Genomic DNA, 22,467 nt, shown 5'->3' with positions numbered 1-22,467 from the left:
TATGGTAGGTTCGGGGCGCTAAGGGCATGTGCCACAGTATGCCGCTGTAGCGCCGCATGTCAACTTTTTTGGGAATAAGGCAGTATCAGGCAGTAGTGCTGCCCACTTGGGTGGCTTCTCTCCCACTTCTCTCCCGAAACCCTATGAAACTGTATCGTCCCCTACTGGCCATGTGCCTGGTACTACTCACCTTTTCGCTGAGCAGCTGTGAAGTTGTTGGCGACATCTTTAAAGCCGGTGCCTGGACGGGCATTATCGGTGTAGTGCTGGTAGTGCTGCTGATCTGGTGGATTATTGGCCGTGTACGCCGGTAGTTTTCCTACTTAGATAGCCATAGAAAAAGGGAGTCCGGCCAGGCTCCCTTTTTCGTGCTGTAGTAAGCTTACTTTATTTGTCTTTGCGCTGTTCGGGCATAGTTCCAATGATGTGGTCCCAGATAGTAGTGCTCACGCCAAAGGCAATTTCATCCTGCCGGTAATGATGCTGCGCGTGGTGATGCCACCACACCTTAAGAAAGTTCTTGGGCGGGGCATACACGTGAATGGCGTAGTGCACGAACAGGTACAGGGCGTAACCAAATACGAAGCCAGCCAGAATTCCGAACCCGGCGTTGCCGAAGACGAACCGGAAGATGAAGAACAGCAGCGAGGCTACAAATACCGTCAGAATAGGCGGCATGGCCAGACGGGTTTTATCCTTCGGATATTCATGGTGCACGCCATGCATGGTGTACTGAAACTTGGCTTTACCCGGCGTATTGGTATCCATATGGTACACGAAGCGGTGCATCAGATACTCCACAAACGTGAACAAAAACCAGCCCATCAGAAATAAGCCCATAGCACTCAGGCCAGTCAGCAGGCCCTGGCTCAGGCTATAGTACAGGCTGACGGCAGCCACCGCGAAGAAAATGCTGAGTGGCGCAGCAATGTGCGTGTGCGTGAGGCGCTCCAGTGCCGGATTTTCAAATAAACGGGCCGATCCTTTGTGCTTGGGCTTAATGGCATCGGGAGTTTTCACCGGCGTCGGTTGGGCTTCGGCAGCAGAAGTGGAAGTATTCATAGAAAACGGTTGGCTCAGATTCAGAAGGCAAAAGTACGCATCAACCCGCAAAACGGCACCGGTTTTGGCAATGTCACTTAACTACTGGTCAGAAAGCGGGTAATTAAGTGGCTCACGGCCTCCAGCGTGCAGCCGGAACCAGTGCAGCGGAGCGGGGCGCGCTCGTAAAACTGCTCCCGGCGGCTTAGTGTTTCGGAAAGTTGCTGCTGTAGGGCTGTGACATCCGGCAAGTGAGAGAGCAAAGGTCGGGCCGCCATTTCGGAAAGTAGCCGGCGAGCCAGCTCTTCCACCGGCACATGCAAGTAGAGGGTAAGTCCCTCCTGTAGCAGCACTTCCAGGTTGCTATGAAAGCAAGGCGTACCGCCGCCAGTGGCCAGCACCAGCTGCGGATGCCGGTGCACTACCTCCTGCAATATGGCCGCTTCGCGCTGTCGGAAATACGCCTCTCCATCGGCGGCGAAAATCTCCGGAATACTGCGCTGCTCCTGCCGTGCAATCTCCTCATCCAGATCCAGGAAGGGCAGCTCATATAAAGCTGCCAAAGCCCGGCCGAGGGTTGTTTTACCCGCTCCCGGCATCCCAATCAGAAACAGACGCATAGGAGAAACCATTTTCGGAAACAGACAGGCTGTGAAGTAAAACATCGAAAGCCCTACATGCCGGTGTGTACTCTACCCCAGCTTCACCCGTGGGTCCAGCAGGGCATACAGCACATCTACCGCAATATTTACCACCACAAATAAGGCTGCAATAAAGATAGTAGAGCCCATTACCACCGGAAAATCAAGATTTTCCACGGCCCGGAGCGTGACCGTTCCCAGACCTTTCCAGTTAAAGATATACTCAATAAAAAATGCTCCTGCCATCAGCGAAGCCAGCCAACCGGAAACAGCCGTGACGACCGGATTCAGCGCATTTTTGAGGGCATGGCCCATTACGGTACGGTAGCTGGAAAGCCCCTTGGCCCGCGCCGTGCGAATGTAATCCTGACTTAGCACATCCAGCATGGAGCTGCGCGTGAGCTGAGTGATAACCGCCAGCGGCCGGATACCCAGCGCGAAGGCGGGCAGCAGCAAATTGCGCAGTACCAAGTGGCGGCCCGTGAATGGGTCGGTTTCGAAGAGCTGCCCAGTCAGGTTCAGGCCCGTCCAGCGACTCCAGTAGAATCCAAACGTCATGGCAATGAGAATGGCGGCCACAAAGGACGGCACCGAAATACCCAGCACAGAGGTAGTAATCAGCACCCGGTCTACCCAGGAGTGAGGGCGCAGGGCCGCCAGCACACCAAATAAAATACCCAGCACCGCCGCCAGCAACATGGCGGCCAGCGCCAGCCACAAGGTGCCGGTAAAATGGTCCATCAGAATCAGCAATACCTCTTTATTGCTTTGAAAGGAACGGCGCAGGTAGGGCTTTTTTAAGACCACTGCCTGCTCGCCTAAGGGTAGCAGTGTGAGGCCACCGTACTTGGCCACCCCGGCTGAGTCTCGTGCGTGTACCCCCACCGGCGACACATCATTCAGGTATCCCAGCAGCTGGGCCGGCAGAGGTTTGTCCAGGCCCAAGTCGGCGGCAATGGCGGCGCGGGTAGCTTCATCCGAGCGTTGCCCGGCCAGTAGCGCTACCGGGTCGCCGGGCAGTACGTTGAAGAGAAAAAACACTGTGAGGGCAACCCCGGCCAGTACCAAGAGGCCCTGCCCCAGGCGGCGCAGTACAAATAGAAGCATGAACGGGGCTTGGAAACTTAAGAATGTAGAGCCGCCGGTTTATAGCAGCTCTTCCAGCTTTTCGCGGGTCGGAATATCGTGGTAGTGAAATTTGCCTTTTACCACGCCATCCTCCAGTAGAATGATGCCCGGGTTGGAACGCACCATGGATTTGAGCACCGTAGCATCGGCGTAGTAGAAGGGAGCCGGCAGGTTTACCTCGTGGCGGAAGGCATCGTAGTCGGCGGGGTTGCTGCTGGTAAGCACCACGGTTTTGATTTCCCGCTTGGAAGAATCGGCCGACAGAATCATGGTATTCATCTTATCGAACCGGTCCCGGTCGGCGTGGTTCACATCCTGAATAATGAGCAGCAGCTTATTGCCTTTCAGCAGTTCCTGCGTGTAGTCGCCGTCATCATTCCAAACCCGAAAATCCGTGATTTTGGGACCAGCATCGGGGTTCAGAGCTACCATTTTCTTAAACTTCCAGGTGCTGTCGGTGGGATAATCGGCAAATTCCTGCTCCTTTCCCTGGCGCTCCATGATGTACTTGTAGCGCAGCGGCGCCGAAGGCTGCATGAGCTTGGGAATATTGTTGCCCACCTTGTAAGGCAGGAAATCGAAATACGGGAGGTGGCCCAGCGCATACACGCCAATACCGGCCGCCACAGCCGCCGCAATAGTGATGTACATCACGCCCAGCGTGCCCTTGGCAAATACCAGCCGCAGGTAGCGCTGCCCGTAAAACACCACCAGCCACAGGCCCAGCAGAATCATATCCTTGGTGAAGGAAGCCCAGGGCGTAAGCTTGATAAAGTCGCCGAAGCAGCCGCAGTCGGTTACCTTGTTAAAGGCCGCGGAATAGAACGTGAGGAACCCGAAAAAAACCAGCAGGCCCAGCAATACCCACAGGGTTTTGCGCAAGTGCCAACGCAGCAGCAAGGCCACGCCCAGCACTACTTCCAGTGTACTGAGAATAAGCGAAATGGTGCGGGCATGCGGATAGAACCACATAAAAAACTGCCCGAAATCCTGTGAAAATACCTCAAAGTATTCCTCCAGCTTCAGGGCTGTGCCCACAGGGTCGTTCAGCTTAACCAGGCCGGAAAAAATAAACACCACTCCCAGCAACAACCAGCAAATGCGGGTAAATAACCTCATAAGAAGAAAAAAACGTGTACGTCCGTAGCCTTAAACTGTGTGGGCAGATTCTGGTTGAGGTGCGGCGGCCAGCCCGCGCTTAATGAGAGCAAAAACGGCGTAGTTCAGCATATCCCGGTAGTTGGCCTCCACTCCTTCTGATACCCTGGTTTGCCCCGCCAGATCTTCAATCTGCTTGGTGCGGTGCAGCTTCATCAGAATAATATCGGTGATGCTCTCCACCCGCATGTGCCGCCACGCCTCACCATAGTCGTGGTTTTTGGCAAAGAGCAGCTCACGCGTGGTGTTCACTTCCCGGTCGTAGGCGGCCGTTACTTCCTCTACGGGCAGTTCCAGCGGCGCCTCAAAGGGCAGATGCAGCTGCATGAGGGCAATGAGGCAGTAGTTGATGATGGCCACAAACTCCTCGTCAATGCCTTCGGCCACCCGCTGGGTACCTTTCTCCTGAATGGAGCGAATGCGCTGTGCCTTGATGTAAATCTGATCCGTGATGGAGGGCAGGCGCATAATACGCCAAGCGGTGCCATAGTCGTGGGACTTAGCCAGAAACAGCTTCCGGCAGTGCCCGATAATGGTGTCGTACTCGTGCTGGGTTTGGTTCTGCAAGATTTTCAGACTAATTTGTTGGAATCTTGGGTACTTGGGGCCTGGGAAACCCGCTTGCGTCCGCGGCCTCGTACCGCCCTGACGCAACCGTATGGAAGAAACCTGGTTTCTTTACCCCAAAACCAGGTTTTTGAGTTCCTGAGCGCTTCCATCTCTATGCTACCCCAGGCCGCGAAAGATACATGTTTTTCGGCGAGGCAAACAGTATGTTGCCCGCGTGGCCGCGTGCTGGATTTGCGACGCCCGCAGGTGATGGGCATCCTTAACCTCACCCCTGATTCCTTCTTTGCCGGCAGCCGCGTCAGCTCAGCCGATGACCTGCTGTATCGGGCGGAGGCCATGCTTACGGCTGGTGCCGCCGTGCTGGATGTGGGCGGCTACTCCACCCGCCCCGGTGCCCCGGAGGTAACGGAGGAGGAAGAAAAGCAACGCATTCTGCCCGCCATTGAGGCCTTGCGGCAACGCTTTCCGGAAGCCTTTCTCTCTATTGATACCTTCCGGGCCAGCGTGGCCGCCGAAGCCGTAGCTGCCGGTGCCGATATTCTTAACGACATCAGCGCGGGCACACTGGATGCGGATATGATAGCTACCGCCGGCCGCCTGAATGTGCCCTACGTGCTCATGCACATGCGCGGTACCCCGCAGGACATGGCCCAGCACACGGACTATGCCGACGACCTGCTGACGGAATTGGTGCGCTTTTTCCGGGATAAGCTGGTGGCCCTGCGGGCCGCCGGCGTGGTAGATGTTATTCTGGACCCGGGCTTCGGCTTTGCCAAAACCTCCGCCCAAAACCATGAGCTGCTGCGCCGCCTGGATGAGTTGCGCGTACTGGGGCTTCCCCTTCTGGCCGGGCTTTCGCGCAAATCGATGGTGTACAAGCCACTGGGGCTGACGCCGGATGCAGCCCTTACGGGTACTGTGGCCGTCAATACCATAGCTCTGCTCAACGGCGCCCGTTTGTTGCGCGTACACGATGTAGCCGAAGCTATGCAGACTATTCAACTCGTATCTAACACATACTCAATTCCTTCCTCCCCGTGATTGGCACTTTCACCATCGGCTTCCTGCGCATTGGCTGGCTGGACGTAGTGGACGTGCTGCTGGTGACGATGCTATTTTATCAGCTCTATAAGTTGCTGACGGGCAGCGTAGCGCTGAAGATTTTTCTGGGGCTGATGTCGATTTACCTGCTGTACCTGGTGGTGCGGGCAGCAGGTATGGAGTTGCTGACAACCATTCTGGGGCAGTTTATGAGCGTGGGCGTGCTGGCCAGCATTATCCTGTTTCAGCAGGAAATTCGGCGCTTTCTGCTCACCATTGGCAAGGCTACCACACTGGAGCGCATGCGGGTATTTTCCTGGCGGCGGGATTCTGCCGCCGAGAAAATGAACATTATGCCCTTTGTGGAAGCAGCCAAGAGCCTGGCGGGCAAGAATACCGGCGCGCTCATTGTCTTCAGCATGGGTTCTGACCTGAAGCTGTACGCCGACTCCGGCGACCTGATTGATGCCACCGTGAGCAAGCGCCTGTTGATGAGTATCTTCAACAAAACCAGCCCCCTGCATGATGGAGCTGTCATCATCAGCAACAACCGCATACAGGCGGCACGCTGCATTCTGCCGGTAAGTGAAAACCCGGACGTACCGGCCTCTCTGGGTTTGCGCCACCGCGCCGCCATTGGCCTTTCCGAAGTGACGGACAGCGTGGTGCTGGTAGTGAGTGAAGAAACGGGGCAGATTTCGCTGGTGCGGGCCGGCGAGGTGTACCGCAACCTGTCTACTTCTGACCTGCGGGCACGCTTGAACGAAATGCTGTTTGATGTGGAGCCCAAGGCCTCCACTCCCAAAGCGCGCTCCGCGGAAGAAGTAGCCGCGTAGCTTCCTGCTGTGTAGGTAACTTTTTCGAAGAACACCAAAAGCAAAAAGGCCCGCCAAATGGCGGGCCTTTGCATTACCTCTTAGTGCCTAAATTACGGGGTGTTCGTTACTACCTGCCCTGCCTCGGGCTGGGCGGCTGAGCGGTCCTTGAGCGTGCCCAACTCCTTGCCAACGGCAATAAAGGCGGCAATGGCCTTGTCCAGATGCGCGCGGGTGTGGGCGGCGCTCATCTGCACCCGGATGCGGGCCTGGCCTTTCGCTACTACCGGGAAGTAGAAACCCACCACATAAATGCCGTGCTCCAGCATGCGGGCCGCAAACTCCTGGCTCAGCTTGGCATCATACAGCATTACGGGCACAATGGGGTGCTCACCGGGCTTAATATCGAAGCCGGCTTTGGTCATTTCCTCCCGGAAATACTTGGTGTTTTCTTCCAGTCGGTCGCGCAGCTCGGTGCTTTCGGTGAGCAGATCCAGCACGCGGATGGAGGCGCCTACAATGGCCGGGGCCAGCGTGTTGGAGAATAGATAGGGGCGGCTGCGCTGGCGCAGCATATCAATAATTTCTTTGCGGCCGGAGGTGAAGCCACCCATGGCGCCGCCGAGGGCTTTGCCCAGCGTGCCGGTGATGATGTCTACCCGGCCCATGACGTTGCGGTACTCGTGGGTGCCGCGGCCGGTTTTGCCCAGGAAGCCCATGCTGTGGCACTCGTCAATCATCACCAGGGCCTCATACTTATCGGCCAGGTCGCAGATTTTGTCCAGCTGGGCAATAGTGCCGTCCATGGAGAACGAGCCGTCCGTAACGATGATGCGGTGGCGGGTGCCTTTGGCCACGGCGTCCTGGAGTTGGGCTTCCAGATCGGCCATGTCGTTGTGGGTGTAGCGGTAGCGCTGGGCTTTGCACAGGCGCACGCCATCAATAATGCTGGCGTGGTTCAGGGCATCGGAAATAATGGCGTCCTGCTCGTTGAACAGGGGCTCAAAAACGCCACCGTTGGCATCAAAAGCTGCCGCGTACAGAATGGTATCTTCAGTACCCAGAAACTCGGCCAGCTTCTGCTCCAGCTCTTTGTGAATATCCTGGGTGCCGCAGATAAAGCGCACCGATGACATGCCGTAGCCGTGGGTATCAATGGCTTCTTTGGCCGCCTTAATTACCTCCGGGTGCGAGGAAAGGCCCAGGTAGTTATTGGCGCAGAAATTCAGCACTTCCCCCGCCTCTTTCGTCTCAATTTCGGCGCCCTGCGGCGAGGTAATGATGCGCTCCTGTTTGTAGAGGCCGGCATCTTTAATTTCCTGAAGCTGCTGCTGAAGATCGGGCTGGAGGGTGGTGTACATGGGAATGACTGCTGAAGGGTGAAGGGGAATTTCTAAAGGTGGGATGGAGCGTAAAGGTACGGTTTTGTGCATCTGCGGCCGAAGCGGCGCACGATGGTGCTTACTTGCTTCGCGCCAGAAACTGCTGCACGCCCTGCTGACCACTGTCCATCAGTTCCTTTTTTTGCGCCGTAGACATGCGCTTGATCTTAGGGCTAAAATGCAGGGTATTAATGCTGATGGTGCGCGACCAATCAGTGGGCCGCGCCGGGTTCAGGTTTTCGATGGCCAGGTTATACAAAGCGCCTACGTAGGTGCCGAAGCTATTGATGGTGTAAGGCGCGAGTTGCTGTCGGCCGGCCACGGTAGCATCATACGCAATCTGCTCTACCCGATCGAGCCGCAACCCCAGCGTTTCGGGGTTAGCCAGCGGTTGCGCGGCCAGCACCGACTTTTCCACGGTGAAGTATTTTGGGCTATCAAATAGGTCGATGGGAAAATTGGCCAGTAGGCCCCCATCGACCAGCACTTCTACTTCCTGTCCCTTTGCGGGCTGGCGCACGACCCTCCCCTGCTTGTCGAGCAGCACGGCCCGGAAGTACAGCGGAATGCTCATGGATATCCGTACGGCATCGGCGATGCGCATCTCCGGGTGGGTTTCGTAGCTGAACACCTGCACACACTGGCGGGTAAGATTGGTGCCGGTGACGTATAAGTCGCGCGCTTTCCCTTGTGATGCGAGGGTATGCAATTGACCGAGGGTATAGTTGGCAGAGCCCGTTTTGCGGGCCACCAGCTGGTCCATCACCTGGGTAAACTTGTCGCCGCGGTACCAGCCAAATTGCTTAATCAGCCGGCTACTGCCGCCAAAAAAGATCAGGCGGCCATCGTTGAGCTGCTGCACGGGCATCTCATTTACCACGGCAATAATTTCATCGGGGGAATAGCCTACGGCCAGCAATGCTGCCTGAATGGCCCCGGCGGAGGTGCCCCCTACCCGCTGTATGCCCGGTAAGATTCCCTGCGTTTCCAACTCTTTGAGGGCACCACCATAGGCAATACCCCGAATACCGCCACCCTCCATCACCAGGTTCCGGTACGCCTGCGGCGCCTTGGTCTGTGCCATGCTCTCACCAGACAAACTACAACAAAGGCTCATGCCAATCAGAATACGGCGCATAGCGGGGATATACATATCGACTAAAAGTAGGCAAAAGCACCTTTCCCTTGAACGGGGGACACAACTTAAGCTAACCAGCTTGCCTTTACTGCCGCTTACTTACCAATCTGAAAGCTGGCCTTCACCCGGATAACCGCCCCATCCGTTTATATTTGTAGCCTTTTCTTCCCCCACCCACAGTCTTCTTTGCGCATGGCTACTTCCACCTCCGGCACCCCCGGCGACACAGTTCTCATCATCGGAGCCGGCGGTCAGCTGGGTCTGGAACTCACCCACGAGCTGCGCCAGCGCTACGGCGCCTCCAACGTAGTAGCCGCCGACGTGCGAGCCCCTAAAGATGAAGAAACGCACCACGCAGGCCCTTTCGAGCTGCTGGACGTACTGGACAAGAACCGCCTGACGGAAATCGTACAAAAGTACAAGCCCAAGCAGGTGTACCACCTGGCCGCCCTGCTTTCGGCCACGGCTGAAAAGAACCCCAAGTTTGGATGGCAGCTGAATATGGATGGCCTGTTTAACGTGCTGGATGCCGCCGTAGACCTGGGCGTGCAGCAGGTATACTGGCCCAGCAGCATTGCCGTGTTCGGCCCCGATACCCCGCGCGAGAACACGCCTCAGCTCACCATCATGAACCCCAACACCATCTACGGCATCAGCAAGCTGGCCGGCGAGCAGTGGTGCGAGTGGTATTTCCGCAAGCATGGCCTGGATGTGCGCAGCCTGCGCTACCCCGGCCTCATCGGCTACAAGAGCCTGCCTGGGGGCGGCACTACGGACTATGCCGTGGACATTTACCACAAAGCCATAGCCGGGCAGCCCTACGAGTGCTTCCTTAAGGAAAACACCTATCTGCCGATGATGTACATGCCCGATGCCCTAAAGGCTACCCTGGATTTGATGCACGCCCCGGCCGACAGCATCAAAATCCGCAGCAGCTACAACCTGGGCGCCATGAGCTTCTCGCCCAAGGAAATTACCGCCAGCATCCAGCGGCACATTCCGGAGTTTGAGGTGACGTATAAGCCCGACTCGCGCCAGCAGATTGCCGACTCCTGGCCCGCCAGCATCGACGACAGCCGCGCCCGCCAGGACTGGGGCTGGCAGCCGGATTATGATCTGGATAAAATGACCGACGATATGCTGTTGCACCTGCGCCAGCAGGTAGCGGAAACGGCTGCGGTAGCCCAATAACCGGCGTCAAGACCAGCGCAAGATTCGACAAGCCCCGTCGTCTGTCCGTATAGGCAGGCGGCGGGGCTTTTCCGTCGTCTACTTGCTATGATTGTAAACCATACGCCCGATGGCTGGCAGATTATTTATCAACAGGCACACGCCCTGCTGGCGGCTCAGTTGGCCTGGCACTGGGAGCCATTTGGCCCCTCCGACCGTTGGGTGGGCCTGCTGGCCGCCATTGCCCAGCATGATGATGAGCAGCGGCAGTGGGACGGCCACTACAGCCTGACCCCGGCTGGGGCACCGGCCAATTTCACGATGAAGGAATTCTCGCTGGAGCAGGCGCAAGGCGTGATGAAAGCGGCCCGCTTTCAGGGCCGCTGGCGCAGCCTGCTCACTAGCATGCACCTGCACACCCTCTATGAAGGATTACGCCAAAAGCAGAAAGTAATTGACACCTTCCTCACCGAGCAGGAGGCGAAGCAGAAGCAATGGCGCCGGGAACTGAAGCTCAACAAACAAGAAGCCCAGCAAGCCTACGACCTCATGCACTGGTGCGACCGGCTCAGCCTGATTTTGTGCCGGCAGGAACTGCCGGAAATGGGCCGGGAGCTGGAGATATATCAGGGCCCCGATGGGCAACGCTACCACGTGTCCCGCCCGGCGGCAGACGGCCCGGTAACGGTAACACCCTGGCCGTTTCGGGAAAAGCAGTTTACCGTGAGCGTAGAGGCCAGCCAGCTCCGGCAGCTCCAGTTCGCAGACGACCAGGAGCTGGCCGCTGCCCTGCGGGAAGCTCCCGTAGAAACGCTCCGCTGGGAGCTGGTGCGCTAGTCCCGCCAAACGGCAATGCGGTACTACCCGTATGAGGTATCAACACGCTACACTGTACCCTATGCCTATACCCTTTTCCTTCTCCAATATTTTCACGCTGCTGAAGTCGACGTGGGCTTCCTTCATGGAGAACAACTCGTTTCGGCATGCTGCCGCGCTATCCTACTACACTATTTTTTCTCTGCCGCCGCTGCTGATCATTGTTATCACCACGGCCAGCACGGTCCTCGGTTCGGAGGCTATAACGGGCCAGTTGTTTCACCAGCTTAGCTCCCTGGTAGGGGCCGAATCAGCCAAATTCATTCAGGATTCTATCAACGACTTCAATAAGCAGGAAAAGACTGGGGTGGCGGCTGCCCTGGGTATTGGCATCCTCATCTTCGCAGCTACCACCTTCTTTGTTACCCTGCAAGAAAGCATCAACGACATCTGGAATCTGAAGGTGAAGCCCCGCAGCAACATGTGGCAGTTTCTGAAAGACCGGTTCCTGTCGTTTGGCCTGATTCTGAGTGTTGGGCTGCTATTACTGATTTCCTTTGTGATAAGTGCCGTACTGACTTCCTTCACCGATTACCTCAAACAACTGCTCCCGGATCTGGCCGTGGTGTTTATTCACCTCATTGACCTGGTGCTTTCTCTGGCCGTTACCACCACGCTGTTCGCCCTTATCTACCGCTTCCTGCCCGATGCCATTATCCGCTGGCGCGACGTCTGGATCGGGGCTTTTATAACGGCGCTCCTTTTCGTTGTCGGCAAGTTTCTGATAGCACTATACATTGCGCAGGCCGACCCGGGCTCTACCTACGGCGCGGCCGGCTCAGCTATTATTCTGCTGGTGTGGGTAAACTACTCTGCCCTTATCATCTTCTTTGGGGCCGAGTTCACCCAACAATTCGCCGATAAATACGGGCAGTGCGTGCAGCCAAAAGCCAACGCCGTGCGCATTCAAGTGCGTGAAGTACCGGAAGGCGAAACTCACGAGGAAATTTCCTCCGGCCGCCCCCGGGCCGTGGGCCGTTTTCGCGCTTAAAGCATAGCATAAGCAAACTAAAAAGCCCTGATGCATGAAGCATCAGGGCTTTTTAGTTTGTGAGTCCTTCTGTTAAATATTACGCCGCAGCGGGCTTTTCCTTCACTGCCAGCTGGCCGCAGGCGGCATCAATGTCCTTACCGCGTGAGCGGCGCAGGTTGGTTTGCACGCCCCGGTCCGCCAAGTACTTCAGGAAGGCCATCAGCTTGGCTTCGCCGGTGTTTTTGTAATCAGCGTTTTCGATGGGGTTGTACTCGATAAGGTTCACCTTGCAGGGAATCCACTTCGAAATCTGGAACAGTTCCTCGGCATCCTCCAGCGTGTCGTTAAAGCTCTCGAATACGATGTACTCGTAGGTGACTTTGCGGCCGGTTACCTGGTGGTAGTGCTTGAGCGCATCCTTCAAAGAGGCCAGGGAATTGGCTTCGTTGATGGGCATGATTTCGTTACGCTTGGTATCGTTAGGCGCGTGCAGCGAGAGGGCCAGGTTGGCCTTCACGCCGTCGTCAGCCAGCTTTTTAATCATTTTGGCAATGCCGGCAGTGCTGACGGTAATGCGGCGCGGGGCCATATTCAGGCCGTCGGGGGCGGTGATGCGCTCAATGCTTTTTACCACGTTGGCGTAGTTCAGCAGCGGCTCGCCCATGCCCATGTACACAATGTTGGTGAGCGGCGTACCGTATTGGGATTCGCACTGTTCCTTAATGCGTACTACCTGGTCGTAGATTTCGGCGGCTTCCAGGTTGCGCTTGCGGTCCATGTAGCCGGTTGCGCAGAACTTGCACGTGAGCGAGCAGCCCACCTGCGAGCTAATACAAGCCGTCATGCGCGTGTCGTGCGGGATAAGCACGCCTTCCACAATGTTGCCATCGTAGAGCCGGAACGCCGACTTAATAGTGCCGTCGTTGCTGAGCTGCTGATTCTGAACCTGTACGCCGTTGATAACAAAATACTTGGCCAGCAGCTCGCGCGTGGCCAGCGAGATGTTGTTCATCTCTTCAAACGTACCCGCCGTGTTCTTCCACAGCCACTCCAGCACCTGTTTGGCGCGGAAAGGCTTCTCGCCGTGCTCCACCATAAAGGCTTTGAGCTCGTCGGAGGTGAGTTTGCGAATGTCGCGCTTGGAAACTACTGGCAAGTCAATCATCATAGCCGCAAAGATACAACACGGAAGGCGCTTGAGTTCCACGGATTTGTTCAATCCGCTCATTCCCTGCTTACCATGCAGTTGTTGTGCTTGTAAAACAAAGATCTACTCTCCCCGCAATTTCTGCGCATACGCTTCTGTAAGCGGCATCAGCTTCCGGGTATTGTAATCGAAGCAGAGCATGCCGGTTTTGGCGCGGGCTACTTCCTTGCCGTCCTGGTTGCGCACCCAGTACACCAGGTCGAATCCGTATTTGCTGAGGTCGTCGGCGGCGAGCTGGATGTGGAGCGTGTCGCCGTAGAAGCCTTCGCCTTTGTATTCGATGGCCACGTCGGCCATGATGTGGCCGGTTTTATTGGCGGGGTCGAACTCGGGGTGGCCCAGGTGCTGCAGAAACTGCACGCGGGCTTCGTGCAGAATGCTCAGCAGGGCATCGTTGCCGAGATGGGCGCCGTAGTTCAGGTCGGTGATGCGCACGGGCACCTGCACCGTGAGGAGGAATGAAGCGGGGAGAGCTACTTTTACACGGGGCATAGACTCAAGCAGAAGTAAATGATGAGCAAGGATGAATTTGCGGCGACACCAAAGGTAGAGGTTCGGACCACCGGCGACGGCTCCAGCACCTTATACGTGCCCGCCCTGAACGAGCATTACCACAGCACACATGGGGCCGTGCAGGAAGCCATGCACGTGTACCTGGGTGCGGGTCTGGAACCTAACCTGGCCGCTGCTACGGCCCCGGTGCGGGTACTGGAAATTGGCTTCGGCACCGGCCTGAACGCCCTGCTCACCCTCCAGCGCAGCCTTACGGCCCCGGTAACTATTGAATACGATACCATTGAGAAATACCCGCTGCCGCCTGAGGTAATCAGCCAACTGGGTGTGGAGCGCTACATCCTGAATCCGGAATTGCAACAGTACCACGAGCAGTTGCACGCTGCCGCCTGGAATACCCCGGTACGCGTTGCTCCGCAGTTGCTGCTCCGAAAAATAGTTGGCGCGCTGCAGGAAACCGAGCTGGCGCCCAACCACTACCACGTTATCTACTTCGATGCTTTCGCGCCGGAAAAGCAGCCGGATATGTGGACGGAAGAGGTATTTGCCCAGCTCTACGCTGCTACCGCGCCAGATGGCTGCCTGGTGAGTTACTGCGCCAAAGGCTCCTTTAAGCGCAGTCTGCTGGCTGCGGGCTGGCAGGTGGAGAAGATTCCCGGGCCTCCTGGTAAAAGGGAGATGACGCGGGCGTGGAAGCGAGAAGCTAGATCAAGTGATTAGCTTTGTATATTTCACTTCATCTTGAAGACTTTTGTCGAAGCATTTGCACTTTACAGCTCAATTAATCATTTTCATATGTCAAATTCATTTTTTAAAATATTTATAAAATATATTTTAATTGTATTTATAATCAGTATTTCAAACTATTGCTTTGGACAACCATCCTTTAAAGAAGAAATCGATAAAATCTACAATTTTTATCCTCACAAAATTTCAAAAATTGAGCAAGAAGAAAAAACACCAAAATTAAATGCATTTTTCAACAAAATAAAATCTGATACAACAAAATATTTACCATTATTAAGAAGTGAACTATTATCAAATAATCATCTTCCTTATTTTTATTATGACTGTTCACATTTGCTACTAATACTTAGCAAAAGCAATTCAGATAAGGAAATTTGCGCGAAATCATTCGAAAAATGTGATATCAATGACCTTGATCCAAAGATATACTTTAGCCTTATTAGTTATTTATCAAAAAATAATATCAATACAACAAATGCTTCAATTAAGATTTTAGAGGACTCTACATTCCATTTTTTCGTTCCTGAGCACGCCTTGGACTTTACACAAGGCTATTGTTTAACATATTTATTATTACCCCTTGATTCAAATTTTTACACAGATACTTTGATAAAAATTTTCAATCATACCAAATATATATCAACTCAAAAGTCCATTATAACAGCACTTTGGTTCAGTTATTCTTGCAAAGGAGATGAATTTTTATTAAAAATAAATGAAGGCAATGCTCTAAACAAAGATATTTCAGATTACGCATATAAGTTACTAAAAGATAAAAAATTAGAAAGAGAATATAGAAAACAATTAAACAAAATCAATCAAAACAAATTAGTAGAAATACAAAAATCAGCCTTAAATAGACTTTCGGACGAAGCAATATTAGACCTTGATTTTGCAACAAAGGCGCGAAGGATAAAATACAGTTGTCAATAATTAGCCAGAACTCCTCAGAAAAACTCTTAGCAGGCGAGCAAGCTCTGCCACCGTTTAATTTGATGAGTAGACAGAAAATCAATTATGCCTCATCACTTTTCTCCTTTCTTCCTAATTTCAACCCACTATGAGTCGGAAACTGCTGGAAACAGAAGGCCCAGCGTGGGTGCAGAAAGGCATTATTTCCCCGGAGCAGCACCAGCAACTCCTGGACCTCTACCCCATCGATAAACAAGCCATTGGTCTGCTGCCGCTACTCGGCAGCCTGCTGGTGGGTTTGAGTGCGCTGAGTCTGGTAGCGGCCAACTGGCAGGGCCTGCCAGAGTTTGTCCGCCTGGGGCTGCTGCTGCTTTCCATGATTGGGGCCTACGCTACCGGCGACTATTTCCTGCGCCGCGGCAATGGTGCCGTGGGCATTGGGCTAACGGGTTTGGGGCTGATTCTCTTCGGAGCGGGCATTGTGCTGGTCAGTCAGATGTACCAGCTTATCGGCTACGATGTCACGGGGCTGCTGGCCTGGGCGGTGGCGGGCGTGGCCCTCACGTTTCTGTATCGTAGCCGCTTTCTGTTCATCCTCACGGTGGTTATCGGGGGCATTGTGCAGGGCTACAACACCGGCGAGCTGGGCGCGTTCAGCGTGGCCGCGGCCGTGCTTACGGCCGGCGGACTGGGCTACTACTGGTGGCGCCACCCCGATGCGCTGCTGGCCGGCGTACTGGCCACCGGCGTGCTGTGGCAGGCCGGACTGCTCATTGGTCTGCTGCACGTAAAAATCACCTGGTTCTTCGTGCCCGCCATGCTGCTCTACGCCCTGGGCGACTGGCAACCTGACCGACCCGCCGGCCGGGCGCTGCAGGGGCCACCGCTGGTAGCCGCGTTTCTGTTTATGCTGGGGCTGGCGCTGTATGGCGAGGCCGGAAGCTATACCGAGCTGCTGCGGCCGCCGCTGTGGGCGTACCTCAGCGCCATGGGCGTTGTGCTGCTGATTTCTCTGGCCGGCAAGCGCGCCCGCGGCCGTATGGCCGGCGCCACCGACTGGCTCCTGCTCCTGCCGGGCTTTTACTTCCCCGGCGGCCTGCCGCTGGCCGTAGCCGCGCTGGTAGTACTGTACGCCTATTCCGGCAGCCTGCTGGTGCGCGCTCATCAAGAGCAAAACCCCGACCGCATCAGCCTGGGCACTATGCTGTTTATCCTGACTACCATGGTAGCCTACTTCAAGCTGACCTGGGAGTTCATGGATAAGTCGTTGTTTTTCCTGATTGGCGGGCTCCTGCTGCTGGGCCTGAGCTGGTACCTGCGCCGCCGCAACAAACACACGCTTAACTCAGACGCCTCGCAATCATGAGAAAGTGGCTGTTTCGGAAAAGGGCGGCATTTACGGGAGCCCGCCACTGGCTGCTCCTGCTGGTAGCGGCCCAAGCTCTGTTTCTGCTGGCCGTGGCGGGGGCTGGATACGCCACCCGCGCCTATGGCCAAACCATTGTACTGCGCACCACCCCGCTGGACCCGCGCGACTTCCTGTACGGCGACTATGTACAGTTGCGCTTTACCATCAGCCGCTTACCTGTGAAACTATGGCGCGAAGCCGGTCCCGTACCCCGCCGCGGTACGCCGGTATATGTGCTGCTGCGTCCGGCCGGGGCAGCGTATGAGGCCGTGGGCGTATACGCGGAGCAGCCCACCGCCCCTACCGGCACCGTGGTGCTGCGCGGTTGGGTAGCCAACAACTGGCGGCGCGCCCTGCACGTGCGCTACAATCTGGAGAAATACTACGTGCCCGAGGGTACCGGCCGCCAGTTGGAACGGCGTGGCGCCCGGCACCCTTTACTGGTACACGTGAGTATTGCACCCTGGGGACAAGCGCGCATTACGCAGGTAGAACCCCTGGCCGATTCTACGGCCCAAAGCATCGAAAGCAGAGACTAAAAGCCGTTTCGCTTAAGCAGGGCCTGGTCGGCGGCGCTCAGGTCTACCAAGGCATATTTCTGCTGATCGGTGATATTCATCTCATCGAGGGCGTCCACCATATCCCGGTATTTGGCCTCCGGCGTGGTTTTAATCAGAACCACCGTAGCGGGGTCTTGCTGCTGCCGTAGGAGCAGCGCTTGCCGCAGTCCTTTAGCCCCAAAGTCAGTGGTATGCAGCTTGGTTTTTGCTACGGTTGGGTCGGCTTCTGAATTCAGGCCGAAAAAGTAGTGCACCCGGCTGCTCTTATCCAGAATCAGCGTCATTACCCGGCTTTGTTGGAGGGGCGTTTCCTTGCCTTTTACCGGCATATGGAGTTGCATCACCGTGGGCTTGTTGAAGGTGGTGGTGAGCATGAAGAATGTGAGCAGCAGGAAGGCCAAGTCCACCATCGGGGTCATATCGAGACGGAAGGCATTCTTCTTCACGCGGGGTTTGCCACTACGGGCAGCGGGAGCAGCTTGGATTTCGGCCATGATGGTGGAATGGTTAGAGGTTGTCTCCGGCCAACGCCCCACTTTTCCTGGTTATTGTTCAGGCAGCCAACTGGTTTGCGCTTTTATTTTTAGGGTGCTTCACTTAGCTATTGAAATGCCACACCTGCTCCGGCGTGATGCAGGCGTTTAGCGTAACGTCTCCTCCCCAGCTGTCCGTAATCTTTTCCACGGGAGGCTCCAGGCTGACGCCAATACGCAAGGCATCGGGACGGCACTGCTGCAGAAACCGGTCGTAGAAGCCTTTGCCGTAGCCCACGCGGTGCCCCTGCTGATCGAAGGCCAGCAAGGGCACCAGCACCGCATCTAACTCCTGAGGGTGTACTTCCGGGGCATTTACGGGCTCCGGAATACCCCAGCGGTTGGTACGCAACATGGTATCGGGTGCCAGCTCATAATGCAGCAGGTTCAAGCCATCAGGCTGCACTACGCTCACGGCCAGGCTCACCGGCAGCTGGTGTTCCCAAATCCAGTTGACAATCTCCCAGGTATCAGGTTCCTGGTGATGGGGAATGGGCAGAAACAAATGCAGCCAGCGCCAGTCGGTAAGCGAGAAATGCTGAACCAACTGCTCCCGCAGAGCCAGGCTGCGCCGCTGCACTTCCGCTTCCGGCAGGGCGCGGCGGCGTTCCAGCATCAGGCGGCGCAGGTCAGCTTTCAGCATACGCTTTTACTCTTCCTCAATCACCGTGAACTCCAGGGCCAGCGGATCAAAGGCCTCCAAGAGTTGCTGAATAAAGCCCGGGTTATTGATCAGGATGCTGAGCACATTGTCTTCCCGTTCCTGCAGGTGCCCGTTAGGCATCAGCTTTTCCTTTAGCGCCGCCAGCTGGCTATAGGCAGTTTCGTGCTTGGCCTCGGCGGCTTTGCTCAGGCGCTTTTCCAGTCCGGTTACAATACCTGATACCTTCTGCTGCTCGGCCGCCACCGTGCGCACCAGCGTGGGGTCAAGGCGTTGGGCCAGATCGGCAACGGACTTAAAAGCGGCTGCCAGTTGCTCCTGCTGTTCTTTCAGGCTTACTTCTTCCTGCCCCAGGGTAGCACCTACCTGCTTTTTCAGTTCAGGCAGCGGCCGGAAAATATCGGTAGCGGTGAGGCCCAGTTTGCGGAGCTTGCCTGCGTTGGCCTTGCCAATGTACTGCGCGGAGTTGCGGAGCAGCAGAATGGGAAACGGCACGTTGTTCTCCTCAAATATGCCTTTCAGCTGAAACCAGTAAGCCACTTCAGCCCCGCCGCCAATGTAGCAGAGGTTGGGCAGCAGTAATTCCTGGTATAGGGGCCGCAGCACCACGTTGGGGCTGAAGTGCTCCGGGTGCTGCCGGGCTAGCTCGAGCAGTTCCTGCTGACTATGACAGCGGCCCGTGTTGCGCACCGTAATCTGAACGCAGTCCTGGGCGGCATCGTACTCCAGCCGCTCCCGCTTGCCCGTATCGGTCAGAAAAAACAGGTTCAGCGGCCGCGAATATATCTGGGGTTTGTAGCCAGCGGCTTCCAGCTGGGCATTGGCCGCCTGCACCGCCCGGTTAGAAGCCTGTTCCCGAATTTCCTTTTCCAGCACCGGCACCAGGGCCTGCTTTAATGCGGGCATATCTCCATCAATGCTCACCAAGCCCAACTCCCCAAACAGGGCGTGCGTCAGGCGGCGCGTGGCTTCCGCCAGGTTACCCGACTGCTCATAAGCATCACGGAAGGCAGCTGGTACATCGGCCGGCAGTTGACTGAGCACTTCCTCCTGCAACCCGGCCAAGGGCAGGCGACCTACTGGGCCACCGGTTTCGGCGGCATTCCACTCGTACTTCTTGCCGAACAGGTTGATGTGGTTGATTTCGGCAAAATCGTGGTCTTCGGTGGCCATCCAGTACATCGGCACGAAATCGTACTGCGGAAACTTTTCCTTCAGCTGGCGGGCCAGCTTCACGGCCGTTACAATCTTGTAGATGAAATACAGCGGCCCGGTGAGCAGGTTGAGCTGATGACCGGTGGTGATGGTGAACGTGGTTTCTTTTTCCAGCAGGTCAATATTTGCCTGCACGGCTGGGTGCACAGTCGGCAGCGTGGCGTACTGTTCGCGCAGGGCTGCTACCAGGCGCTGGCGGGCTTCGGGGGTATAAGAAGCGCGCTTTTCTTCTATTTGAGCAGCAAATTCATCCAGCTGCGGGAAGCGGTTATAAAATGGCGTCAGGGCTTCGTGATGCGCCAGGTAATCGGTCAGCAGGGGAGAAAACGCGCCGGTATTGGCGTAACTAAGGGTCGTAACAGACATACGCAGAGAAAATATTCGGCTATAACCAGCCAGCCGCTACAAAGTAACTGGCAATTTTCGACCCGCCGCTTTTTCCACGCCAATACGCTCTTGGTCAGGCAGTTTATTCCGTCGACCAAAACCGCATTTCCAGCGAAATGCGCGTTTCGTCCGGATTCAGGTTCACGGCCCCGCCGTGTAGTAAGTAAGGCGAGAACAGCAGCACCTCATCCGGGCCGGGGTTGGGCCGAATGATTTCCAAGGGCTCGGCGGCAGCCGTTACAGCCGGCACGGTGAAGGAAACGCCGTTGTAAACGGCCCCACCCCGCGTACGCTCCGTGCGGTTTTCCGGCCACCAGTGGCTGCCGGGAACCAGCGTCAGGGAGGAATCCGGGGTGCTGCCCGTTACGGGCACGTAAATGTTGAGGCAGTCCCGGTAATCCGGGAGCCACACGTCGCGGTGTAGGGGGTTGTTGTCGGCGCGGTTGGGCCGTACAATCCGCAGATGAAAAAACCGCTCCCCGTCCCAGGGGTTCAGTGCCCGCACCGGCCGCCCGCACAGCTCCGATACCCGCGCTTCCAGCAAAGCCGCCGACACCGGCAGGCACTCCTGCCGGTATTCTTTGGTTTGGTTGATGACAGCCAGATGCAGTTCCCGGTCGTCACTGACTATCTGATGATATTGGTTGACAGGAAAATCTGTCGCTACTAGCTGGCCGGCGTTAGTAAGCGCCTCGCGCACTAATGCTTCCAGCCCCAGCTGCAATTGACGCTGCTCAGCAGTAGAAAGAAATGGGGCTACAGTATAGCCCTGCGCAGCCCAAGCGGTACCGGCCGTCAGATCAACCGCATCGGCCAGCAATACCTGCTCCTGCTGGGGGCCGGTTTCGCCTTCAATCCGATACTCTACCTCCCGCTTGTTGATCTGCGCTTTCATGCCAATAACCTGATGAACTATTATAAAACGTCATGCTGAGCTTGTCGAAGCATCTCTACCGCAAAAGTAGCCTGAATTACTACTGCAGTAGAGATGCTTCGACAAGCTCAGCATGACGGCTTTTTTCTCTAAAACCTCTAGCGCACCAGTTCGCCGTAGAGGTCGAAGTCGGAGGCTTCGTTAATTTTCACGGTGGCAAAGTCGCCGAGGCGAACGTGGGTGTCTATGTTGGCGGGCACCAGCACTTCGTTGTCTACTTCCGGCGAGTCGAACTCGGTGCGGCCCACGAAGTAGCCACTCTCTTTCCGGTCGAACAGCACTTTGTAGGTCTGCCCTACTTTCTGCTCGTTCAGCTCCATGGAAATGCCCTGCTGCAGCTCCATAATCTGGTCGGCGCGGTCCTGCTTTACGTCGGCGGGCACGTTGTCTTCCAGGGTGTAGGAATGCGTGTTGTCCTCGTGCGAGTAGGTGAAGATGCCCAGCCGGTCGAAGCGGGTTTCTTCTACAAAGTTGTAGAGGTCTTCGAAGTCCTGCTGTGTCTCGCCGGGGTGGCCGGCAATAAGGGTGGTACGCAGGGCAATGCCCGGCACGCGCTGCCGAATGGTATCCACCAACTCCACCGTGCGACGCTTGCTGATTCCGCGGCGCATGGTTTTCAGCATGTTATCCGAGATATGCTGCAGCGGCATATCCAGGTACTTGCAGATGTTGCTACGCTCGTTCATCACGTCCAGCGCATCCAACGGGAACTGCGAAGGGTAGGCATACTGCATCCGGATCCAGTCGATGCCGTTCACGTCGGAGAGGTTGCGGAGCAGGTCGGCCAGCTTCCGCTCGCCGTAGTGCTGCAGGCCGTAGTAGGTCAGGTCCTGGGCAATGAGGATCAGCTCCTTGGTGCCCATGCTGGCCAGGCGCTGGGCTTCCTTCACCAAGTCTTCAATGGGACGGTCTACGTGCTTGCCGCGCATCAGCGGGATGGCGCAGAACGAGCAGGGCCGGTTGCAGCCTTCCGCAATTTTGAAGTAGGCGTAGTGCTTGGGCGTAGTCAGCAGCCGCTCGCCTACCAGCTCGTGCATGTAGTCGGCCTCCAAGGTTTTCAACAGCTGGGGCAATTCCAAGGTACCGAAATAAGCATCTACTTGCGGAATCTCAGCTTCGAGGTCGTCCTTGTAGCGCTGCGAAAGGCAGCCGGTTACGTAGAGCTTTTCCAGCTTGCCGGCCTCTTTTTCGTCGGCGTAGCGCAGGATGGTGTCAATGCTTTCCTGCTTGGCGTTATCAATGAAGCCACAGGTATTGATGATAACGATGTTGGCGTCGCTCTTATCGGCTTCGTGCGTTACCTCAAACTGGTTGGCGCGCAATTGGCCCATCAGTACTTCCGAGTCGACAACGTTTTTAGAGCAACCGAGGGTAATAACGTTGACTTTATTGGCCTGCTGGCTTCTGACTTTCATGCAAATGGTATAAACGAGCCGGTGGGCAATTTCTTCTGCCTG

At 56.0% G+C, this 22,467-nt stretch carries 24 protein-coding genes; 10 read left to right on the top strand and 14 right to left on the bottom strand.

Annotated elements, in window-relative coordinates:
- The first annotated feature begins 143 nt into the window (after positions 1-143).
- Positions 144-314 (top strand): hypothetical protein, encoded by a 171-nt coding sequence (locus Q4G72_RS02880; RefSeq protein WP_303309930.1) that lies wholly within the window; start codon positions 144-146, stop codon positions 312-314.
- A gap of 73 nt (positions 315-387) precedes the next feature.
- On the opposite strand, the gene Q4G72_RS02875 is transcribed toward Q4G72_RS02880, so the two are convergent.
- From Q4G72_RS02875 to Q4G72_RS02855, 5 genes are all read right to left on the bottom strand, one after another.
- Positions 388-1,062, bottom strand: a complete 675-nt coding sequence (locus Q4G72_RS02875) for a sterol desaturase family protein (RefSeq protein ID WP_303309929.1) — start codon at positions 1,060-1,062, stop codon at positions 388-390.
- A 77-nt stretch (positions 1,063-1,139) separates the two neighbouring features.
- Positions 1,140-1,661, bottom strand: a complete 522-nt coding sequence (locus Q4G72_RS02870; protein ID WP_303309928.1) for a shikimate kinase — start codon at positions 1,659-1,661, stop codon at positions 1,140-1,142.
- Between the two features lie 72 nt (positions 1,662-1,733).
- Positions 1,734-2,789, bottom strand: coding sequence for an ABC transporter permease (locus Q4G72_RS02865; RefSeq protein ID WP_303309927.1), 1,056 nt, complete (start codon positions 2,787-2,789; stop codon positions 1,734-1,736).
- A gap of 39 nt (positions 2,790-2,828) precedes the next feature.
- Positions 2,829-3,929, bottom strand: a complete 1,101-nt coding sequence (locus tag Q4G72_RS02860) for a BT_3928 family protein (RefSeq protein ID WP_303309926.1) — start codon at positions 3,927-3,929, stop codon at positions 2,829-2,831.
- A 30-nt stretch (positions 3,930-3,959) separates the two neighbouring features.
- Positions 3,960-4,535, bottom strand: coding sequence for a DUF1599 domain-containing protein (locus Q4G72_RS02855; RefSeq protein ID WP_303309925.1), 576 nt, complete (start codon positions 4,533-4,535; stop codon positions 3,960-3,962).
- Positions 4,536-4,760: 225 nt separating this feature from the next.
- On the opposite strand from Q4G72_RS02855, the gene folP reads away from it, so the two are divergent.
- Complete coding sequence (folP, locus tag Q4G72_RS02850; protein ID WP_368408959.1) at positions 4,761-5,579, top strand: dihydropteroate synthase; 819 nt, start codon at positions 4,761-4,763, stop codon at positions 5,577-5,579.
- Entirely contained in the window at positions 5,576-6,415 is an 840-nt protein-coding gene (gene cdaA, locus Q4G72_RS02845) for a diadenylate cyclase CdaA (protein WP_303309923.1), read from the top strand. Before folP ends, cdaA begins: the two co-directional genes overlap by 4 nt.
- 92 nt (positions 6,416-6,507) lie before the next feature.
- Here the strand turns inward: cdaA and kbl are convergent, their stop codons facing one another.
- Entirely contained in the window at positions 6,508-7,755 is a 1,248-nt protein-coding gene (gene kbl, locus Q4G72_RS02840; protein WP_303309922.1) for a glycine C-acetyltransferase, read from the bottom strand.
- 100 nt (positions 7,756-7,855) lie between these two features.
- On the bottom strand, positions 7,856-8,929 hold the full coding sequence (locus Q4G72_RS02835; protein WP_303309921.1) for a patatin-like phospholipase family protein: 1,074 nt from the start codon (positions 8,927-8,929) through the stop codon (positions 7,856-7,858).
- A gap of 177 nt (positions 8,930-9,106) precedes the next feature.
- On the opposite strand from Q4G72_RS02835, the gene Q4G72_RS02830 reads away from it, so the two are divergent.
- The 3 genes from Q4G72_RS02830 to Q4G72_RS02820 all read left to right on the top strand — a co-directional run bounded on the left by Q4G72_RS02830 (position 9,107) and on the right by Q4G72_RS02820 (position 11,951).
- Entirely contained in the window at positions 9,107-10,105 is a 999-nt protein-coding gene (locus Q4G72_RS02830; protein WP_303309920.1) for an NAD-dependent epimerase/dehydratase family protein, read from the top strand.
- 87 nt (positions 10,106-10,192) lie between these two features.
- The gene (locus Q4G72_RS02825; protein WP_303309919.1) at positions 10,193-10,921 is read left to right on the top strand and encodes a DUF3891 family protein; all 729 of its coding nucleotides are present in this window, start codon (positions 10,193-10,195) and stop codon (positions 10,919-10,921) included.
- Positions 10,922-10,982: 61 nt separating this feature from the next.
- Positions 10,983-11,951, top strand: coding sequence for a YihY/virulence factor BrkB family protein (locus Q4G72_RS02820; protein WP_303309918.1), 969 nt, complete (start codon positions 10,983-10,985; stop codon positions 11,949-11,951).
- 79 nt (positions 11,952-12,030) lie between these two features.
- On the opposite strand, the gene rlmN is transcribed toward Q4G72_RS02820, so the two are convergent.
- The gene (gene rlmN, locus Q4G72_RS02815) at positions 12,031-13,098 is read right to left on the bottom strand and encodes a dual-specificity RNA methyltransferase RlmN (RefSeq protein WP_502213671.1); all 1,068 of its coding nucleotides are present in this window, start codon (positions 13,096-13,098) and stop codon (positions 12,031-12,033) included.
- Positions 13,099-13,203: 105 nt separating this feature from the next.
- A complete protein-coding gene (locus Q4G72_RS02810; RefSeq protein WP_303309916.1) occupies positions 13,204-13,632 on the bottom strand; it encodes a thioesterase family protein in 429 nt (142 codons plus the stop codon).
- A gap of 18 nt (positions 13,633-13,650) precedes the next feature.
- Between Q4G72_RS02810 and mnmC2 the strand changes: the two genes are divergently transcribed.
- The 4 genes from mnmC2 (at position 13,651) to Q4G72_RS02790 (ending at position 17,259) form a co-directional block, all read left to right on the top strand.
- The gene (gene mnmC2, locus Q4G72_RS02805; RefSeq protein ID WP_303309915.1) at positions 13,651-14,373 is read left to right on the top strand and encodes a tRNA (5-methylaminomethyl-2-thiouridine)(34)-methyltransferase MnmC2; all 723 of its coding nucleotides are present in this window, start codon (positions 13,651-13,653) and stop codon (positions 14,371-14,373) included.
- Positions 14,374-14,394: 21 nt separating this feature from the next.
- On the top strand, positions 14,395-15,333 hold the full coding sequence (locus Q4G72_RS02800; RefSeq protein ID WP_303309914.1) for a hypothetical protein: 939 nt from the start codon (positions 14,395-14,397) through the stop codon (positions 15,331-15,333).
- Between the two features lie 127 nt (positions 15,334-15,460).
- Positions 15,461-16,678 (top strand): DUF2157 domain-containing protein, encoded by a 1,218-nt coding sequence (locus Q4G72_RS02795; protein WP_303309913.1) that lies wholly within the window; start codon positions 15,461-15,463, stop codon positions 16,676-16,678.
- On the top strand, positions 16,675-17,259 hold the full coding sequence (locus tag Q4G72_RS02790) for a GDYXXLXY domain-containing protein (RefSeq protein ID WP_303309912.1): 585 nt from the start codon (positions 16,675-16,677) through the stop codon (positions 17,257-17,259). Before Q4G72_RS02795 ends, Q4G72_RS02790 begins: the two co-directional genes overlap by 4 nt.
- Here the strand turns inward: Q4G72_RS02790 and Q4G72_RS02785 are convergent.
- The 5 genes from Q4G72_RS02785 to rimO form a co-directional block, all read right to left on the bottom strand.
- Positions 17,256-17,774: an ExbD/TolR family protein gene (locus tag Q4G72_RS02785; RefSeq protein ID WP_303309911.1), complete on the bottom strand. Its 519-nt coding sequence runs from the start codon at positions 17,772-17,774 to the stop codon at positions 17,256-17,258. The two genes, Q4G72_RS02790 and Q4G72_RS02785, sit on opposite strands and share 4 nt — an antisense overlap.
- Before the next feature lie 103 nt (positions 17,775-17,877).
- Complete coding sequence (locus Q4G72_RS02780; RefSeq protein WP_303309910.1) at positions 17,878-18,456, bottom strand: 5-formyltetrahydrofolate cyclo-ligase; 579 nt, start codon at positions 18,454-18,456, stop codon at positions 17,878-17,880.
- A gap of 6 nt (positions 18,457-18,462) precedes the next feature.
- Positions 18,463-20,055: a bacillithiol biosynthesis cysteine-adding enzyme BshC gene (gene bshC / locus Q4G72_RS02775; RefSeq protein ID WP_303309909.1), complete on the bottom strand. Its 1,593-nt coding sequence runs from the start codon at positions 20,053-20,055 to the stop codon at positions 18,463-18,465.
- A 103-nt stretch (positions 20,056-20,158) separates the two neighbouring features.
- Positions 20,159-20,971 carry a phytanoyl-CoA dioxygenase family protein gene (locus tag Q4G72_RS02770; RefSeq protein WP_303309908.1) on the bottom strand — a complete coding sequence of 271 codons (813 nt, stop codon included), beginning with the start codon at positions 20,969-20,971 and terminating at the stop codon, positions 20,159-20,161.
- Between the two features lie 137 nt (positions 20,972-21,108).
- Complete coding sequence (rimO, locus tag Q4G72_RS02765) at positions 21,109-22,425, bottom strand: 30S ribosomal protein S12 methylthiotransferase RimO (RefSeq protein ID WP_303309907.1); 1,317 nt, start codon at positions 22,423-22,425, stop codon at positions 21,109-21,111.
- Between the last annotated feature and the right edge of the window lie 42 nt (positions 22,426-22,467).

Origin of the sequence: Hymenobacter sp. BT730 (genome assembly GCF_030542105.1) — a bacterium.
GTDB lineage: Bacteria > Bacteroidota > Bacteroidia > Cytophagales > Hymenobacteraceae > Hymenobacter.
This window is presented reverse-complemented; position numbering and strand designations above follow the sequence as displayed.

Excerpts from the sequence above, each read along its gene's own strand:
- bshC (WP_303309909.1), bottom strand. The coding sequence starts at position 20,055 with ATGTCTGTTACGACCCTTAGTTACGCCAATACCGGCGCGTTTTCTCCC.
- kbl (WP_303309922.1), bottom strand. The coding sequence starts at position 7,755 with ATGTACACCACCCTCCAGCCCGATCTTCAGCAGCAGCTTCAGGAAATT.
- Q4G72_RS02810 (WP_303309916.1), bottom strand. The coding sequence starts at position 13,632 with ATGCCCCGTGTAAAAGTAGCTCTCCCCGCTTCATTCCTCCTCACGGTG.
- Q4G72_RS02790 (WP_303309912.1), top strand. The coding sequence starts at position 16,675 with ATGAGAAAGTGGCTGTTTCGGAAAAGGGCGGCATTTACGGGAGCCCGC.
- Q4G72_RS02860 (WP_303309926.1), bottom strand. The coding sequence starts at position 3,929 with ATGAGGTTATTTACCCGCATTTGCTGGTTGTTGCTGGGAGTGGTGTTT.
- rimO (WP_303309907.1), bottom strand. The coding sequence starts at position 22,425 with ATGAAAGTCAGAAGCCAGCAGGCCAATAAAGTCAACGTTATTACCCTC.
- Q4G72_RS02880 (WP_303309930.1), top strand. The coding sequence starts at position 144 with ATGAAACTGTATCGTCCCCTACTGGCCATGTGCCTGGTACTACTCACC.
- Q4G72_RS02865 (WP_303309927.1), bottom strand. The coding sequence starts at position 2,789 with ATGCTTCTATTTGTACTGCGCCGCCTGGGGCAGGGCCTCTTGGTACTG.
- Q4G72_RS02830 (WP_303309920.1), top strand. The coding sequence starts at position 9,107 with ATGGCTACTTCCACCTCCGGCACCCCCGGCGACACAGTTCTCATCATC.
- Q4G72_RS02770 (WP_303309908.1), bottom strand. The coding sequence starts at position 20,971 with ATGAAAGCGCAGATCAACAAGCGGGAGGTAGAGTATCGGATTGAAGGC.
- mnmC2 (WP_303309915.1), top strand. The coding sequence starts at position 13,651 with ATGATGAGCAAGGATGAATTTGCGGCGACACCAAAGGTAGAGGTTCGG.
- Q4G72_RS02875 (WP_303309929.1), bottom strand. The coding sequence starts at position 1,062 with ATGAATACTTCCACTTCTGCTGCCGAAGCCCAACCGACGCCGGTGAAA.
- Q4G72_RS02785 (WP_303309911.1), bottom strand. The coding sequence starts at position 17,774 with ATGGCCGAAATCCAAGCTGCTCCCGCTGCCCGTAGTGGCAAACCCCGC.
- Q4G72_RS02795 (WP_303309913.1), top strand. The coding sequence starts at position 15,461 with ATGAGTCGGAAACTGCTGGAAACAGAAGGCCCAGCGTGGGTGCAGAAA.
- Q4G72_RS02870 (WP_303309928.1), bottom strand. The coding sequence starts at position 1,661 with ATGCGTCTGTTTCTGATTGGGATGCCGGGAGCGGGTAAAACAACCCTC.
- Q4G72_RS02835 (WP_303309921.1), bottom strand. The coding sequence starts at position 8,929 with ATGTATATCCCCGCTATGCGCCGTATTCTGATTGGCATGAGCCTTTGT.
- Q4G72_RS02820 (WP_303309918.1), top strand. The coding sequence starts at position 10,983 with ATGCCTATACCCTTTTCCTTCTCCAATATTTTCACGCTGCTGAAGTCG.
- Q4G72_RS02780 (WP_303309910.1), bottom strand. The coding sequence starts at position 18,456 with ATGCTGAAAGCTGACCTGCGCCGCCTGATGCTGGAACGCCGCCGCGCC.
- Q4G72_RS02825 (WP_303309919.1), top strand. The coding sequence starts at position 10,193 with ATGATTGTAAACCATACGCCCGATGGCTGGCAGATTATTTATCAACAG.
- rlmN (WP_502213671.1), bottom strand. The coding sequence starts at position 13,098 with ATGATTGACTTGCCAGTAGTTTCCAAGCGCGACATTCGCAAACTCACC.